The sequence below is a fragment of the Micromonospora phytophila genome, assembly GCF_023656545.1.
GTDB lineage: Bacteria > Actinomycetota > Actinomycetes > Mycobacteriales > Micromonosporaceae > Micromonospora > Micromonospora phytophila.
The window spans coordinates 1-16,512 of the sequence record NZ_JAMOKF010000097.1; the positions used below are offsets into that span (position 1 = coordinate 1).

General features: G+C 69.9%; 10 protein-coding genes. 2 read left to right on the forward strand and 8 right to left on the reverse strand.

The genetic code is table 11. The annotated features are described in order from the left end of the window. Together NCC78_RS14410 and NCC78_RS14415 are read left to right on the forward strand one after the other, a co-directional pair. Positions 1-1,210: SseB family protein (locus tag NCC78_RS14410; RefSeq protein WP_250795028.1), on the forward strand; the 1,210-nt coding region annotated here is incomplete at its 5' end. Beyond that, a complete protein-coding gene (locus NCC78_RS14415; protein ID WP_250795036.1) occupies positions 1,207-1,572 on the forward strand; it encodes a UCP033725 family protein in 366 nt (121 codons plus the stop codon). The genes NCC78_RS14410 and NCC78_RS14415, both read left to right, overlap by 4 nt. 2 nt (positions 1,573-1,574) lie before the next feature. Here the strand turns inward: NCC78_RS14415 and NCC78_RS14420 are convergent, their stop codons facing one another. The 8 genes from NCC78_RS14420 to acs all read right to left on the reverse strand — a co-directional run bounded on the left by NCC78_RS14420 (position 1,575) and on the right by acs (position 16,404). Beyond that, positions 1,575-2,507, reverse strand: coding sequence for an alpha/beta fold hydrolase (locus NCC78_RS14420; RefSeq protein WP_250795029.1), 933 nt, complete (start codon positions 2,505-2,507; stop codon positions 1,575-1,577). A 76-nt stretch (positions 2,508-2,583) separates the two neighbouring features. Further along, on the reverse strand, positions 2,584-3,072 hold the full coding sequence (locus tag NCC78_RS14425; protein WP_250795030.1) for a hypothetical protein: 489 nt from the start codon (positions 3,070-3,072) through the stop codon (positions 2,584-2,586). A 183-nt stretch (positions 3,073-3,255) separates the two neighbouring features. Continuing rightward, entirely contained in the window at positions 3,256-5,691 is a 2,436-nt protein-coding gene (locus NCC78_RS14430) for an immune inhibitor A domain-containing protein (protein WP_250795037.1), read from the reverse strand. 324 nt (positions 5,692-6,015) lie between these two features. Next, positions 6,016-8,322, reverse strand: a complete 2,307-nt coding sequence (locus tag NCC78_RS14435) for an immune inhibitor A domain-containing protein (protein WP_250795031.1) — start codon at positions 8,320-8,322, stop codon at positions 6,016-6,018. 367 nt (positions 8,323-8,689) lie between these two features. Then, the gene (locus tag NCC78_RS14440; protein WP_250795032.1) at positions 8,690-10,033 is read right to left on the reverse strand and encodes a vanadium-dependent haloperoxidase; all 1,344 of its coding nucleotides are present in this window, start codon (positions 10,031-10,033) and stop codon (positions 8,690-8,692) included. A gap of 164 nt (positions 10,034-10,197) precedes the next feature. Continuing rightward, positions 10,198-11,118 carry a helix-turn-helix transcriptional regulator gene (locus NCC78_RS14445; protein WP_250795033.1) on the reverse strand — a complete coding sequence of 307 codons (921 nt, stop codon included), beginning with the start codon at positions 11,116-11,118 and terminating at the stop codon, positions 10,198-10,200. Positions 11,119-11,379: 261 nt separating this feature from the next. Continuing rightward, on the reverse strand, positions 11,380-14,172 hold the full coding sequence (locus NCC78_RS14450) for an immune inhibitor A domain-containing protein (RefSeq protein WP_250795034.1): 2,793 nt from the start codon (positions 14,170-14,172) through the stop codon (positions 11,380-11,382). A 267-nt stretch (positions 14,173-14,439) separates the two neighbouring features. Continuing rightward, positions 14,440-16,404: an acetate--CoA ligase gene (gene acs / locus NCC78_RS14455; RefSeq protein ID WP_250795035.1), complete on the reverse strand. Its 1,965-nt coding sequence runs from the start codon at positions 16,402-16,404 to the stop codon at positions 14,440-14,442. Positions 16,405-16,512: the final 108 nt, after the last annotated feature.

Below are 16,512 nucleotides of genomic sequence, written 5' to 3' on the forward strand. Positions count from 1 at the left end.
GACCCGGATTCCCGCCGGGCCCGCGGCCTGGACGCCCGACGGCGACGCGGCTCAGGTCCCCGCCGCCCGGGTCGCCGACGAGCCGACGAGGCGGATTCCCGCCGAGCCCCCGGCCCGGACCGCCGACGCGCCGACGGGTCCGGCGGCGCCGACCGGGAATGCGGCGCGGATGCCCGTCGACGACCCGCCACGGACCCCCGAACCGGATGCGGCGCGGGCTGCCGTCGAGCCGGTGCCGGTGGACTTCGAGCCGGCCAACGAGGTCGAGGAGAACCTCCTCGACGCGGCCGGCGCCGCCAGCACGGACACCTTCCTCTCCACGCTGCTGCTCGCCCGGGTGCTGCTGCCGGTGTCGGCAGCATCGGCGAAGGGCAGCCGCCCCGGGGAGGCCGGCTTCGTCTGGCGGACCGAGGAGCTGGACGGTGAGACGTTCGTCGTGGTCTACACCTCGCCGGAGCGCCTGGCCGAGCACACCGACCCGACCGTCGAGACGGTACGGGTGAAGTTCGTGCAGCTGATCCGGCGCTGGCCGGACGAGTCCTGGTCGTTCGCCGTCAACCCGGGCACCCCGGTCGGGGCGAAGCTGCCCGGCGAGCAGATCGTCGGGCTGGCCAACTGGGCGGCGGAGGTGGGGCTCGGCGACGACGGCAACGAACCCGAGGCGCCGCCCGCCGTCGAGGAGCCGGCCAGCCGCCCCCGCTACGCCCCACCGGTGACCGACCCGGCGCGCCCGACCCTCATGCAGAAGGCGGTCGCTCCCAGTCAGCTCGCGTACTACCTGGAGCGGGGCTACGACCGGGTCTCCGGCTTCGTGCACCGGGCCAACGAGCTGGCCCACCTCAACACCCCGGCCCAGCTGCACGACGCGCTCGGCCTGGGCCATCCCGACTCGCCCTTCACCCGCGACGCCGAGGAGATCTACGTGCTGCGTTGGCCGGCACACCGGCCCAGCCTTTACCGGATCCCCTACGGGGGGCAGAACGAGGCCGCCATGCGGGCGATGGAGGGCTGGGTCATCGAGCGCCCGCCGTTCCGGGGCAACGGTTTCGCCCCGGGCGAGAGCAGCGACGTGGTGGCGGAGTTCAAGGTGGACAGCGCCCGGCTGCCGCACGGCGCGCAGCTCTGGCGGATCGGGGCCGACGGCACCGAGCGGGTGGTCGCCATCCTCGACACCGACGCGCTGATGTGGCGTCAGGTCGGTGGGAACTGATGCGCGACGGCTACGTGGCCCGGTGGAAGGGGCGCGAGTACCAGGCCAGCCCGGACGGCGACGACGTCCGGCTCTACCAGCCCGAACCGGGCGAGGGCTTCGAGGAGGTACGCCCCGGCCGGTACGTGCGGGTGCTGCCGGCGACCGAAGTCGACGACCTGGCGTACGTGCGGACCACCTGCACCTGGCAGGGGCAGCCGTTCATCGTGCTCGCGGAGCACGACGGCTGGCTGCGGGTGGAGTACACCGGGGGGCGCTGGCCGGTCGCCCGGGCGATGGGGCTGGAGGTCTTCGACTTCGGCGTCTACCAGGGCTGGGCGCCCGCCGGCGAGGTCGCCGAACTGCGCGAGCAGCGGGTCTAGGGTCAGGACTTCGTCCAGCGCAGGATCTCCCCGAGCACCAGCTCCGGTGCCTCCAGGTGCGGGAAGTGCCCCACGTCGTCGAGCAGCCGCCACTCGTACGGCGCCACCACGTACCGGCCGGAGCCCTGGGCGGTGCGCGGCAGCGAGACCAGGTCGAGCGCGCCGTGCAGCTGGAGGGTCGGTGTGACGAGCGGCTTCTGCATCAGCCGGACGAACCGGTAGCCGTGCAGCCGCAGCACCGAGCGGAACGCCCAGCGGTAGCCCTCCAGGGCGCAGAACGCCGCCTGCGGGATCCGCATCGCCTCCCGGCACCGGTGGGCGTACGCCTCGAAGTCCGGCCCGTTCACCCAGCGCGGCCCGCCCCAGCGGCGCAGCATCTCCTCGACGGCCGCCGCGTCGTCCCGGGTGAGCACGTGCTCGTAGCGGGGCAGTTGGAACTTCAGGGCCGGCGTGGAGGCGGCGAACTGGCCGCGCGGGTCGGCGAAGATGGCGGCCCGCAGCCGGAGCGGGTGGGGTGCGCCGAGCACCACCAGCCGGCGGACCAGGGCGGGGTGGAACGACGCCACGGTCCAGGCGATCAACCCGCCGGCGCCGGCGCCGACCAGGGTCGCCGAGCGCTCGCCGAGCGCCCGGATCAGCCCGGCGATGTCGGCGGCCAGCGTGTAGCCGTCGTACCCCCGGGGTGGCTTGTCGCTGGCGCCGTAGCCGCGCAGGTCGACCGCGACGGCGCGGAACCCGGCGTCGGCGACGGCCGGGAGCATCTCGTGCCAGGCCCACCAGTGCTCGGGGAAGCCGTGCAGGAAGAGCACCATCGGGCCGGTGCCGGCCTCGACGACGTGGAACCGGCTGCCGTTCGCGCCGACGAACCGGTGCGTCCACGGCCCCTCGGTGAGGACGCAGGATTCGTCGACGGCTCCGCCGCGCTGCTCGGTCATGGCAGACAGCCTAGGACCCCGGGCCCGACCGGCTCTTTCGCCGACCCGGCGGGTGGCCGGTATCGCTCTTCTCCCCTCAGCCGACCGGGCTGATCTTCACGATTCCGGCCGGGGTGCCCGGACCGCAGTCGGTCGCCGCGTCGGCGGGGCCGGTGGTGACCTTCACCCAGGTGCCGGTGACGAAGGTGCCCTTGTCGACGCCGTGCAGGGCGTACTCGCGGCCGTCGTCGGTGACCAGGCCGTAGCAGGGGCCCGATCCGCCCCGGGTGATCCGGCCGGTGAGGACGTTTGCCCTGCGCAGGTCGGACGGCTTGTCCGGGCCTACCGTCGGTGGGCCCATGGTGGGCGGCCGGGTCGCGGAGAGCGGCGGGCCGGTGCGGTCGGCGGTGGGTGTGGGGCTGGCGTCGGTGGGGCGTGCGGGGCCGGTGGACCCGGCGGGGGGTGTGGCCGACGGTGTGGAGTCCGCGGGCACGGTGGCTCCCTTCTCCGGGTCGGCGCAGCCGGCCAGGGCGAGGACGAGGGCCAGACCCACGGTGGACAGGGCGGTACGGGCTGCGGGGAGCACGACGGTCCGACGCGCCCGGCGGTCCGGTGGTTCCCCGGCGCGGAGCGCGGCCGGCGACCGCCGGGACCTGGGTCGACCGGGAGCTGGTCGACCGGGGCTGGTCGTCAGGTGAGGAAAAGGGCGATGCCCGGGCATTGGAGCTGCCCGGGCATCGCGTGGTACGGGTGTCGCCTGATTAATGGATCAGGAGAAGCGGACCTTGATGGAGGTGCCGTCCTGCTCCAGGACCTTGATCTTCGTGCCGGTGGCGGGGAGCTTGACGCCGTGGTTCGGCAGCTCCTCGTACCAGTACTTCTTGGTGTCGTCGAACAGCGGCTGCGCCGCCTGGCCGCGGATGTACTGCGGCTGGCTGTTGAGGTGCAGCGTGAACGAGTCGGCCTTCCTGAGGCTGAACGGCGCGTCGTAGACCTGGACGCGGGCCCGCCAGGGCTGGCCGGTCAGGTTGTAAATCGGCCACGGGTGCGCGTCGATGATGAGGTTGCGGCCCTCACCGGGGTGCTCGAACGTGTCGTTGTCCGCGAAGCGCAGGTTCCAGTAGGAGATGAGCAGCCCCTCCTGGTACGCGTAGTGGTCGACGAAGTCCGGGCGGGTGTTGGCGTACCCGAAGAAGTACGGACCGGTTTTCAGGTACTTGTCGTACGAGACGTACGACCGGCTACCGGCGATGTAGTAGTTGTCGAACAGCCGGGTGTAGGTCTCCTCGGCGACGGTCCAGCCCTTGGGCGCCCAGTCGCCGGCGCCGGCCTCGGCACCGTCGCTGAGCACGGTCTGGCCGTCGGCGGTCACGGTGATGGCGTCACCGAAGAAGCCGCCCTCGGAAACGCCGCCGTCGGTGACGTAGTGGAACCGGAACTGCGCGACCTTCCCGGCGGCCACGTCCATCGGGATGGTGATGTCGACCCACTTGCCCTCGCTGCTGCCGTCGAGAGCCGGCCGCGGGTCCTCCTCGGAGACCGGGCCCAGCGGCTCGCCGTCGACCGTGCCGGGCAGCGCGGTCCAGGTCTTCCCGCCGTCGAGCGACGCCTCGAAGAAGAGGTAGTCGTAGCCGGCCTCGATGTCGAAGCGGCCCTTCATCGACAGCGACGCCGAGGTCTTCCCGGTGAAGTCGAGCGTCCTGGTCATGGTGTTGTCCAGGTCGTCCTCGTTACCGGAGAAGTACTGCTTGGCGCCCTCGAACGGCTTGCCGTTCTGGAAGGTGTACTCCCGCTGCGGGAGCACCACCACGGCGGCCTGCGGCTTGGCGGAGTTGTACTCCTGCGGGCCGAGCGTCATGGTGCGCTTCTGCCCCGCGACGACCACCTCGTAGTCGAGCCAGCCGAGCTGGAGCTTGTTCCACGCGCCGAGGTCGCCGCCGCGCTCGCCGATGCCGCCGTCGTTCTTGCCGCTGAGCCGGCTCTGGGCCATCAGGGTCCAGTGCTCGTTGTTGTTGTCTCCACCGTTGAGCACGTTGTAGTCGTCCGGCAGACCGAGGTCGTGGCCGTACTCGTGGTAGAAGACGCTCCGGCCACCGTTCTCCGGCTGGATCGTGTAGTCGCGGATCCAGATTCCGGTGTTGCCGATCTGGGTGCCGCCGCTCTGGTTGAAGTCCGGCCCGGTGGGCGCGCCGCCGGCCACCGACCAGCGGTGGCTCCAGATGGCGTCCTCACCCTGGTACGGGTCACCGTCGGCCTGGTCGCCGCCCGAGTGGACGATCTGGAAGTGGTCGATGTAGCCGTCCGACTCGTTGAAGTTGCCGTCGAAGTCGAAGTCGAAGCGGTCCCACTGGTCGAAGGACTTCATGTCGGCCGCGATCTGGGCGTCGGTGCGGCCCTTGGCCTTCTGGTCGGCGACCCACTGGTTGGCGGCGTCCGCGACCAGGCTCCACGTGTTCGTGCAGACGTTGTCCGCGCAGACCGCCGGGTCGTTGGCCGGGTTCTCCTCGTCGTCCGCGATCGGGTCGTCGGAACGGCCGTAGCGGGCGGCGTTGTACCTGACCTTCACCCAGTCGGTGACGGTGCCGTCCACCGTGTACCGGCCGGACGACTGGGCCTCGTAGTACTGCTTGAGCGACTCGTCACCCGGCTTGGTGCCGAAGTAGAGCTGCTCGAAGTGGTCCTGGCTGTAGTCGGCCTGCCACACCGTCGAGTTGTCGACCGCGCGGTTCGGAGCCGGGATCTCGTTGTGCCGCGGCCCGTCGAACCGGCTGGGTCCCGGGATGTCCGGGTTCATGTCCTTGTCCGGGTAGGACGCGTGCCGCTCGTCCCCGAACTCGGCGAGGATCACGAAAATCTTGTCGGTCCGCTCGCGGGCCAGCTCGACGTACTGGTCCTTCTTGCCGGCCTTGGTCGCCTCGGTGCTGCGGGCACCCGGGGCGGTGGTGGTGTCGGCGGTCTCGCCCACCTTCACGACCGTACTGCCGTTGATCTTCTGCGGCTTCGCCCGGCCGGACAGGACCTCGCTGAGGCCCTCCTGGCGCAGCGAGCGCCGCTTGTCCTCGAGCTTGTCCGGCAGATCGTGGTCCGATTGGGCTTCCTGAGCGACCGACGGAGCGGCCGTCGGGAGCTTCGGCTGCGGCGCGGCGCTGGCTGTGGTTGCGGCCGCCAGTGCCGTTGCGGTCAGCGAAAGCCCGAGCAGACCCACTGCGACTTTGCGCACGTGGTACCTCCGGTGTGAGGGAACCGGCCCGACGGGGTTACGGGCCGGTGCAGATCGGTCCCACAGGTGGGACCAATGGTGAAGATAGACACTGGTGTGATCGGTGGGAAGAGGGGCGCGTCGATTTGTGGCGGGTTTTTGGTGTGAATGCTTTTCACTGTCATACCCCGGTTCTTCATCGACCGACGTGAGCAGCGCGGACGGTCGATGGGAACGGTGACAGCGACGGTCATCGATACGACAGCGGTGGACACAAAAGAGTGGGGCCGGTGGCGTCACCGCCACCGGCCCCACAGGTGATTCAGTTGATCAGTTGGTGACCTTGACGACCATGTCGTCGGTCGGGTTGGTGCCCTGCTGGACAATCTGGATCTTGGTGCCGCTACCGGCCACCTTCACCGAGTTCCAGCTGTTATCCGCCGACCAGTACCGGTTGGCCCGGGTGTCGTCGAACACGGGGTTCGGCGCCAGCTCCGGCAGGGTGGTCGCCACCCCGTTCAGGTGGAAGGTCTGGGCCGGCTTGGCGTACAGGCTGAACGCCGAGTCGAACCCGTTGCGCCGGTTGGTGATGGTGCCCTGACCCTTGACCCTGATCGAGCCCGGCCGGATGTCGACCGGCAGGTTCAGGCCGAAGCCCGGGTGCTGCGAGGTGTTGTTGTCGCCGTACGCGTAGTTCACGTACCAGACCAGCATGCCGGGCTGGTTCGAGAACCGCTCCACAAAGTTCGGCCGGGTGTTGTTGAAGCCGAAGTTGTACCCACCGGTCCGCAGGGTGTCGTCGTACCCGACGTAGCTCCGGTTCTCCGCGATGTAGAAGCGGGGGTACGTGTCGGTCACCGAGCCGGTGATCCGGGTGAAGCCCTTCGCGGTCCACTCCGCGGCAAGGGTTTCCGCGTCGTCGGTCCACACGACGGTGCCGTTCTTGGTCAGCGAGATGTTGTCCAGGAACGCGCCGGCGAAGTGCACGCCGCCGTCGGTGGCGTAGCGGAAGCGGAACTGCACGGTCTGCCCGGCGTACGCGGACAAGTCGTACGCCGTGTCGACCCAGTTGCCGTTGCTGGAGCCGTCGATACCGGTGTCACCGGCGTCGACCAGCGAGTTGGTGACCGCCGCCCACGTGGCGCCACCGTTGGTGGACACCTCGGCGAAGAGGTAGTCGTAGTCCTCCTCGATGTCGTACTGCAGCTTGGCCGTGATCGACGCGGAGGTCGCCCCGGTCAGGTCCACAGTGCGGGTCATCGAGTTCTTCAGGTCGTCCGCGCTGCCGCTCCACCACTCGTACGAGCCGCCGAACGGGGTGTTGTACTCGGTCGTCTGCGTCTGCGACGGCAGGTTGACGACGACGGCCTGGGCCTTCGGCCCGTCGCTGTCGCCGGCCGGGCCGAGCGTGACCTGGCTGGTCCCGCTGTTCTCCTCGACTACCGAGTAGTTCAGCCAGCCGAGGAAGAGCTTCGAGTAGGGGTCCATGTAGCCCGGGGTCGAACCGATGTCGTCGGTGCCGTGGCTCAGCCACGAACCGGACGCCATCAGGCTCCAGAAGCCGACACCGTTGTCGCCACCGGCGGTGTCGTAGTAGTCCGGCAGACCGAGGTCGTGGCCGTACTCGTGGGCGAACACGCCCAGACCGCCGTTCTCCGGCTCCGTGGTGTAGTCACGGATCCACATGCCGGTGTCACCGATCTGCACACCGCCGGAGAGGTTGCCCGCCGGACCGGCGCTGCCCTCGAGGTTGGTGAAGGCGCCCCAGCGGTGCGACCAGATGGCGTCCTCGCCCTGGGCGCCGCCGCCGGCCTCTTCGCCCTCGCCGGCGTGTACCGCCTGGAAGTGGTCGATGTAGCCGTCGGCCTCGTTGAAGTTGCCGTCGCCGTCGAAGTCGTACCGGTCCCAGATGTCGAACTGGGCTAGGTAGTCCTTGATCTGCTGCGGCGTCTTGCCGGCCTTGACCTGGGCGTCATACCAGGACGTGGCGCTGTCCCGGATGAAGTTCCAGTAGCCGTCGGCCTCGGAGATGGCGTTGCTGCCGTACCGGGCCTCGTTGTAGGGCACCTGCACCCAGTCGCTGACGTCGCCGTTGACGGTGTATCGACCGCCGGACTGCTTGTGGTAGAAGTCCCGCATCGACTCACCGGCGCCGAACATCATGTCCTGGAAGTGCGCCCGGTTGAAGTCCGACCTCCACAGGGTGCTGTTGTCGTCGGTGGAGTTGCCGTCCCAGTTGCGGTCCGGCTCCGGGATCTGGTTGACCCGCGGGCCCGGGGTGCCCCCGGTGCGCGGGTCGGTCTGGTCGCCGAACTCCACCAGCATCGTGAAGATGGGGTCGGTCTTCGGCGCCTGCTGGTACTCGACGAACAGGTCTTCCTTGACCTGGATGACCTTCGAGCCGTTGCGCGTCTGAAGCTTGGCCTTGCCGGACAGCAGGTCGGCGATGGCCTGCTTCTTGAGCTCCCGCTGCTGATCCGCCTTCGGATCGGGGAGGTTGTCCCTGCCGTGCTTCGCCTTGTCGGAACCGGGGGCCGGGTCCGCGGCCGGTGCGGCGTTAGCCGGCGCCGACACGACTCCCGCCGCCAGCAGCGCGGCCGCGGCGGTGGCCAGGCCGGCTGTGACTCGTCTCCTCAAAGGTCTCCTCCTTTGTGGATCTGTTACATGACAGGTCTTGCCGAAGCTGTGACTGTCATGAGATGCGTCACTCACCCTGACAGAGAGCTGAGCGCTTGTCACGGGTCAATTGCTCGGCCCACTTGCGTGCTCTGGGGTGATTTAGCCGGACAAGCCCCCACTAGGAGGTCGTCGCTTGGGGCAACGGTTCACGTTACGTTTTGGCCACGATCACCTACGGTGACGATGATTATGAAGTCCCCGTTTGGGAGCGCCGACGGTCCCGAAAATGTCACACGAGGATTCGGCCGAATGTCTGGTGGTGTCAGAGGAAGCGGGACCCGCCCCGGAGCAGTGTGCCCCGGCCGGGCCCCGCCATGTGTCCCGCTCAGCGCAGGCGGTTGGCGTACACGTGGCCGGCGACCGCGTCACCGGCCGCCACGCCGTTGTCCCCGTCCCACTGGTAGTGCACCCCGAGGTACACCCGGCTGCGAGCGTTCTCCACAGCTGCGGCGGTGAAGGTGTTGAAGGTGCGGGTCACGCCGACCGCGTGCGGATCCTCCGTCGTCGCGGTGTAGGTGACGTTGTTGGTGCCGAAGTAGCGCCGCATCATGCCGGCCCACGCCCCGCCGAAGGTGGCGTGACCGGAGACGTACGCCGGGAAGGGCGGCGAGAAGGGCACCCCGGCGTCGTTGGAGAGCGGCTGCCAGTTGTCGTCCGCCTCCGTATCCGGGTTGCCGTCGGTGCCGGCGAGCTGGATCGCGCTGACCGGCCGCCACAGGTCGATGCCCGTCTGGTACTTGGCGTCCCAGGCGGTGATGGCCGCGTCCGCCATCGCGATGCCGACCAGGGCGAAGAGCTTCGCGTTCGCCGACTGGCTCAGTCCGCGCTGCTTGGCGACGATCTGGGTCAGCTTGAACAGTTGGCCGGGCGGCTTGTACGTGCCGTCCAGGTCGTTGGCCCAGAAGTACGCGATCTTCGTCTGCTCATCCGTCCGGGCGGTGGAGTTCGCGGCGCCCAGCGACTGCACATCTGCGACCTGCGCTGCGTAATCCGTGCTGGCCAGCAGGCTTGCCGGGGTGCTGTACCCGCCGGGCGGGGCAGGACGGAACTGCGATCCGGAGGTGAGTGCGAACGGCTTCACCAGCCCCCAGTTCGGCGAGGCGGCGGCGACACCCTCGGTCGGCCGCCACTGCCCGGGATCGGAGCTGGGGACGTACGGGGTGTTGTTCGTCGATCCGTCGTTCGCCCGGTTCAGCCGCACGTTGTCGACCACCGACTCGGCGATGCTGGTGCTGAATCCGCCCGGACCGGGCTCGTAGTTCGGCGCGTCCAGTCGCGCCTTCTGAAAGTCCGTCGAGAAGTCGATGTTCGGGAAGAGCTGAAGCTGCAGCAGGTTGTAGGCAGCGACATCGAGGTTGGCCTTGAGGTCGTAGGTCGCCCCGGGCTCCCTGGTCACCCCGCTGCTGAGATAGGGGGTGCCGATGTGACTGATCGCGGTGTGCGTGTCGAAGAGAGCGATGTGCAGCATCGCGCCGGCCCGGGACAGCACGGTCGGTGGCCCGCCCGTCTGCCGGTACGCCTTCAACAGCACGTCGTTCCAGTACAGGATGTGGTCGAAGCTGGCGGGGGCGGCGGTCGCCGGAGTCGGCGCGGCGGCCACCGGGACGGTCACCGCGAGCGCGGTGAGCGCGGCGACCCCCCATTTCCGAATGCTGGACAGTGTCTTCAACCCGGCCCTCCCACGGTCGGTCGTTCCCACCTCCGGCGTCCGTGGCCGTCCGAGTCGGTACCACGGGCTGGAGTGGGCCCACTGTGGCGTCCCACCGGCCCGCACCGGGAGGGCGAAGCGGCCATCCTGACCGCAAGCTGCACATTGCAATCTGCGCTGACGGCTCAGATCAGGCCGTTCCGGGCGGCGGCGACACCGAGGGTGAGTCGGTTGGTGGCGCCCAGCCGCTCCTCCAGCGACTCGATGTGCCGGCGGACCCAGCGGGTGCTTCGGCCGAGGCTGCGGGCGATCGCCTCGTCCTTCAGACCCGCGGCGGCGAGCCGGAGCACCTGGAGCTGGGCGGCGCTGGGCCCGCCCGTGGGCAGGGGTGCGGGCGGGTCCAGCGGCACCGCGCGCCGCCACAGCAGGTCGAAGTAGTCGAGCAGCGCATCGACGAGTGTCGGGGCCCGGACCAGCAAGGCGCCCCCGTTCGTCGACTCGACGCCGACGAGGGCCACCCGGTCGGCGACGGTCAGCTGCACCGGCAGCCGGGGCAGAAGGCGGTGGCTGCCGGGCCGGTGGTGCCCGGTCGTCGCGCCGGTCGGCTGGGCCAGCGCCTCCGGCGTGCAGATCGTCCGGAAGCGGACGGCGGCGTCCGGCGCCCGGGCCGGCCAGTCGTGCGGATCGCCGCCGACCTGGTGGGTACGCAGGTGGCGGCAGTCGTGCCGGGCCCCGGTCACCAGCTCGTGCAGCCGGGCGGCGGTGTCGTCGCTGCCGCTCAACAGTTCCAGCTCGGTGGTCCCGGGGATCTGGCCCGCCCGGGGCAGCTCGCGCTCCAGCCGTTCCAGCTCGGCGTACCGGTCGGCGAGTTCCCGGTTCGCGTCGGCCAGATCCCGCTGCCGGGCGACCAGCAGGCGGCGCAGCGCGGCGGCCGGCGGGACGGCACGCAGTCGGCCGGTCGGGGTCCGGAACACCAGCGCGTGCCGGAGCAGCTCGGCCAGGGCGGGTGTCTCCGGCTCCTCGGGTGCGACGGCCGATGCTGGAGCGTCCGCCACCAGTGCCTCGTAGAGCCGTCGTGCGTCGTCGGAGAGCAGCCCAGCAAACACCCTCGTCCCCCGTCCCCCGTGGCCGCTGGGTGGCGGCCGGCGCGGTCGCGCCGGTGCCGGGACCGGTTGGCGGAACGCCCGTCCGCCTGCGGATACCTCACCGTGACGACAGCACTCAGATCGTCACAGCGGAGTTCGGCGGATGTCAATATGCGACCGGTCGGTTCCGCAGCGTGACCGGTCGGGGTGTCCGGGACGGGCGAGGGGCCCGTCGGAAGCGGGTGCTTCCGACGGGCCCCTCGTTTCCCGAGTCGCGCGGGATCAGTTCGTGGCCGAGGTGACGTGCACCGTGGCGTACGAGTTGTCCTTCGCGGCCTTCAGGATGGTGATCGAGACGCCGTACGCGGCGTTCTGGTCACCCGGGTTGCCCGAGCCCAGCACGGTGAACCCGAGGTTGATGCCGTAGAGGGCGGTCGCCGGGGTGCCGTCCGGGTTGGTGATCCGGGTGGTGTACGGCACGCCGCCCTTCGACGGGATGACCACTGAAGCGTCGGGGTCCCGGGCGAAGAGCTGCCCGCTGCGAACCTCGATCCCCGGGTACCAGCCCTTCGCGTCGCTGAAGCCGGCCACCGGCGCCTGGGCGCCGAAGCTGGTGCAGTACTCGCTGTACGGCTCGCCCGTCGCCTCGAGGCACTCCTGGAAGGGGTACGTCGAGGTGAGCGAGAAGGCCGCGTTCGAGGACTGCGGACGGCTGGGCAGGTTGTCGAGCGTCGACGTGTCCTTGACCGCCGCCTCACCAGCCCGGCGCAGCGGCTGGTTGTGCGAGTCGACGATCAGCAGGCCGCCCTTGGCGCCGTAGCTCGGCAGGGCGGTGAGCTGGGCGCTCACGTGGTTGACGTTGCCCAGCGCGGTGTCCCGGTACCAGACCAGCATGCCCGGAGCGTTGTACGAGATCCGGTCGACCTTCCAGGCCTCGTGCGAGTAGACGGTGTCGTAGGCGTACTTCAGGCCCTTGTCGAAGCCGTCGAAGTTGCGCCACTCGGCCAGGTAGTAGTGCGCCTTGACCTGGGTGCCCGAGTCGACGTGCCAACCGGCGCCGCTGGTGCCGGCCCAGGTGCCGCCGGTCTGGGTCCAGCCGTTCGCGCCGCCCTCGACGTCGTCGCTCCAGGTGGTGGCGCCGCCGCCGGTGACCGAGAAGTCATCGGCGAACCAGCCCCGCTCCAGGAACCCGGCGTCGGTGGCCTGCCGCAGCCGCAGCTGCACGGTCTTGCCGGCGTATGCCGACAGGTTGACGTAGTCGTGACGCCAGCCGTGGCTGTCACCGGTCAGGCCGTACTTCTTGCCGCCGTAGTCGCTCATCCGGCCGTTCGGGTCCGAGTAGCCGTCGTCGGTGGAGACCAGGTTGCCGGCGGCGTCGTAGACCTTCTGCTCGGACCAGGTGGTCCCGCCGTCGGTCGAGACCTCGACGAAGCCGTAGTCCCAGTCCTCCTCGATGACGTAGTTGTTCCACATCCAGAACTTCGCGTCGGCCGCGGCCGGCACGTCGACCTGGCGGGACAGCTTCACGTCGGCCCAGTCCTGGTCGGCGCCGCTGTACCACATGTTGGCGCCGCTATGCGGGGTGGCCAGGGTGATCACCTTGTTCGGCAGGTTGACCTTGATGCCGTCCTTGGTGCCGACCGGGGTGTTCGAGTTCTGGCCGAGCTGCACGTCACGCGGGGCGGAACCCGGCGTGACGGTCAGCGGGTCGGCCCAGCCGAGCACCCACTTGTCCCAGAGGCCCATATGGGTCGGCAGCGCCTGGAAGATCTCGCCGGAGTGCGAGCCGGACGCCATCAGGTCCCAGAAGTCGACGTCCGAGTCGGAGCCGGGGGTGCCGGAGGTGTCGTAGAGGTCCGGCAGGCCGAGGTCGTGGCCGAACTCGTGGGCGAAGACGCCGACGCCGGCATCTTCCGGCTGCACGATGTAGTTCGAGACCTTCAGCTGCGTGCCCGGGATGCTGTAGCCGCCGGCCACCGCCGACGAGTGCGCCCAGACCGCGTAGACGCCCTGGTCGCCGCCGCCGCGGGACTTGCCCATGCCGGCGTGCACCAGCACCAGGTGGTCGATCACGCCGTCCGGCTCGTTGAAGTTGCCGTCGCCGTCGACGTCGCCCTGGTCCTCGATGTCGTAGTCGGCCCACGGGAAGCTCGGGTCCATCTTGGCCAGCGCGTCGACCGCGTCCGTGGCCAGCCGGCCCGCGCCGAGCGGGTTGTCCGGGTGACCGTTCATCGACTGCATGGCGCCGGCAACCCACTCGCCCTGCTCGTTCTGGAAGCAGCGGGACGCGGCGTACCAGGCCTCCGAGTGCGGCACGGTGATCCACGGGCTGGCCTGCCCGTCGACCGTGTACGCGCCCTTGGACATCTCCAGGTACATGTTGTGCATCGTCCGGCCGGCGAGGCTGACGCCCGGCTTGCCGTCCGGGCCGGTCAGGTCCTTGCGGACCCGCTCGGTGATGCCCTCCTTGGTGTAGAGCATCTTGTCGAAGTGCTCGGGCGAGAAGTCCGGCACCCACATGGAGTTGTTGTCCTCGTGCGGCAGGGTCGCCGGGTCCGGGATGCCGTTGTGCTTCGGTCCGTTCTGCTCGGTGCCGAGGACGCAGCTCCGGTCCTCGAAGACCGTCTTGGGGACCATCACGTCGGTGAAGTCGTCGTTCGCCTGGTCGTTGAACTCGACCAGCAGGGTCAGCAGCTTGGCGGTCTGGGTGCCCTTGGCTCCCTTGATCTGACGCGGGTTCTGCCCGGTCTTGATCGCCTTGGCCTCGAGCTTCGCCAGTTCCCGCGCCGCCACCGGGTTGCCCGCGGCGTACTTGCGGTCGTATGCCTTCGCCTTGTCGAGGGCCGGGGCGTAGATACCGCCCGCGCCCTTGACCTCCGGACCGGTGCTGTCCGGCTGTACGGCGGGCTCGGCGTAGTTGATGTAGAACTCGTCCTGCCCGACCGTGGCGCGGGCGGGAGCCTGCCCCTGGGCGGCCGCGCTGCCCGTCACGGTCAGTGACGTGGCCGCGAGGGCGATGGCGGGCAGCGCGACGAGTAGGCGTCGGCGCGACCCTGGTTGCGGATTTCTGTTCATGCCGCTCCATTTCTCGGGCATGGGGGAGGAGGGAGTCGGCCCGGCGTTCATCGATGTGACATCCATCGAACTGGCCCGACCTGCGTGAACCTAAATCAGAAAGGACATGAACGACAGAGGCGGCGCACGCCTGTGACCGTTCAGCTTCTCTCGGCTCCCCCGACCGACCGATGTGACACCGGCGATCCTGACCGTTCCGTACGCGTAAGAAATGACGCTGGGTGGCGGTCCGCGCGGACCGCCACCCAGCGGGGTGTACGCCTGGCGTCAGTCCTCGTCGGACTTGCCGCCGCCCATGCCGGAGGAGATCAGCTCCATCACCGAGGAGTCCTGGAGGGTGGTGACGTCGCCCAGCGACCGGTTCTCCGCCACGTCCCGCAGCAGCCGTCGCATGATCTTGCCGGAGCGGGTCTTCGGCAGCTCCGGCACCAGCATGATCTGCCGGGGCTTGGCGATCGGCCCGAGCGTCTTCGCCACGTGGTTGCGCAGCTCCCCGATCAGCCTCTCGCCGGCCTCGCCGGAGATGTCGGTGCTGCCGCGCGGGATGGCGAACGCGACGATGGCCTGCCCGGTGGTCGGGTCGGTCGCGCCCACCACCGCCGCCTCGGCCACCGACGGGTGGGACACCAGCGCCGACTCCACCTCGGTGGTGGAGATGTTGTGCCCGGACACCAGCATCACGTCGTCGACCCGGCCGAGCAGCCAGATGTGCCCGTCGTCGTCCTTCTTCGCCCCGTCCCCGGCGAAGTACATCCCCTCGAACCGCGACCAGTAGGTCTCAAGGAAGCGGTTGTCGTCGCCCCAGATGGTGCGCAGCATCGACGGCCACGGCTCCCGCAGCACCAGGTAGCCACCGCCGCCGTTGGGCACCGACTTGCCCTGGTCGTCCACCACGTCCGCGCTGATGCCCGGCAGCGGGGTCATCGCGCTGCCCGGCTTGGCCGCGGTGACGCCCGGCAGCGGCGAGATCATGATCGCCCCGGTCTCGGTCTGCCACCAGGTATCCACGATGGGCAGCTCACCCCGGCCGACGTGCTGCCGGTACCACATCCACGCCTCGGGGTTGATCGGCTCGCCGACGCTGCCGAGCAGCCGCAGCGACGACAGGTCGAATCCGGCCGGGATGTCGTCGCCCCACTTCATCATCGTGCGGATCAGCGTCGGGGCCGTGTAAAGGATGCTGACCCGGTACTTGTCGACGATCTCCCAGAGCCGGCCCTTGTGCGGGGTGTCCGGGGTGCCCTCGTACATCACCTGGGTGGCGCCGTTGGCCAACGGCCCGTACACGATGTAGGAGTGCCCGGTGACCCAGCCGATGTCGGCGGTGCACCAGTAGACGTCCGTCTCCGGCTTCAGGTCGAAGACCGCGTGCGTGGTGTACGCGACCTGGGTCAGGTAGCCGCCGGTGGTGTGCAGGATGCCCTTCGGGCGGGCCGTGGTGCCGCTGGTGTAGAGGATGAAGAGCGGGTGCTCGGCGTCGAACGGCTGCGCGGTGTGCTCCGCCGGCGCGGTCTCCACCGTCTCGTGCCACCAGTGGTCCTTCTCGGACCAGGCGACGTCCTCGCCGGTGCGGCGCACCACCAGCACGTGCTCGATCGACGGGCAGCTCGCCACCGCCTCGTCGACGGTCGGCTTGAGCGCCGACGGCTTGCCACGGCGGTAGCCACCGTCGGCGGTGATCACCACCTTGGCGCTGGCGTCCTGGATCCGGTTGCTCAGCGAGTCGGCGGAGAAGCCGCCGAAGACCACGCTGTGGGTGGCGCCGATCCGGGCGCAGGCCAGCATCGCGACCGCCGCCTCCGGGACCATCGGCAGGTAGATCGCCACCCGGTCGCCGGCGGTCACCCCCAGCTCGGTCAGCGCGTTCGCCGCCTGGCAGGTCATCCGGTGCAGATCGGCGTAGGTGATGGTCCGGGTGTCGCCCGGCTCGCCCTCCCAGTGGATGGCGACCTTGTCGCCCCGGCCGGCCTCCACGTGCCGGTCCAGGCAGTTGTACGCCACGTTGAGCTGACCGCCGACGAACCACTTCGCGAACGGCGGGTGCGACCAGTCGAGCACCTGGTCCCACTGCTTGGCCCAGGCCAGCCGCCCGGCCTGCCGCTCCCAGAACGCCAGCCGGTCGGCGTCGGCCTCGGCGTACGCCTCCGCGGTGACGTTGGCGTGCGCGGCGATCTCGGCGGGCGGCGGGAACTGGCGCGTCTCGTTCAGCAGATTGGCCAATGCCTCGCTCATGCCGTGCTCCCTCGTCGCTCGGGTGACCTGCGTCTCGTGGGGGTGAGGTTAGTCGGCGGGTGCGGGTGCGGGCGACCGGCGGCCCCCCGGGCCGCGCCGAGCGGCCTG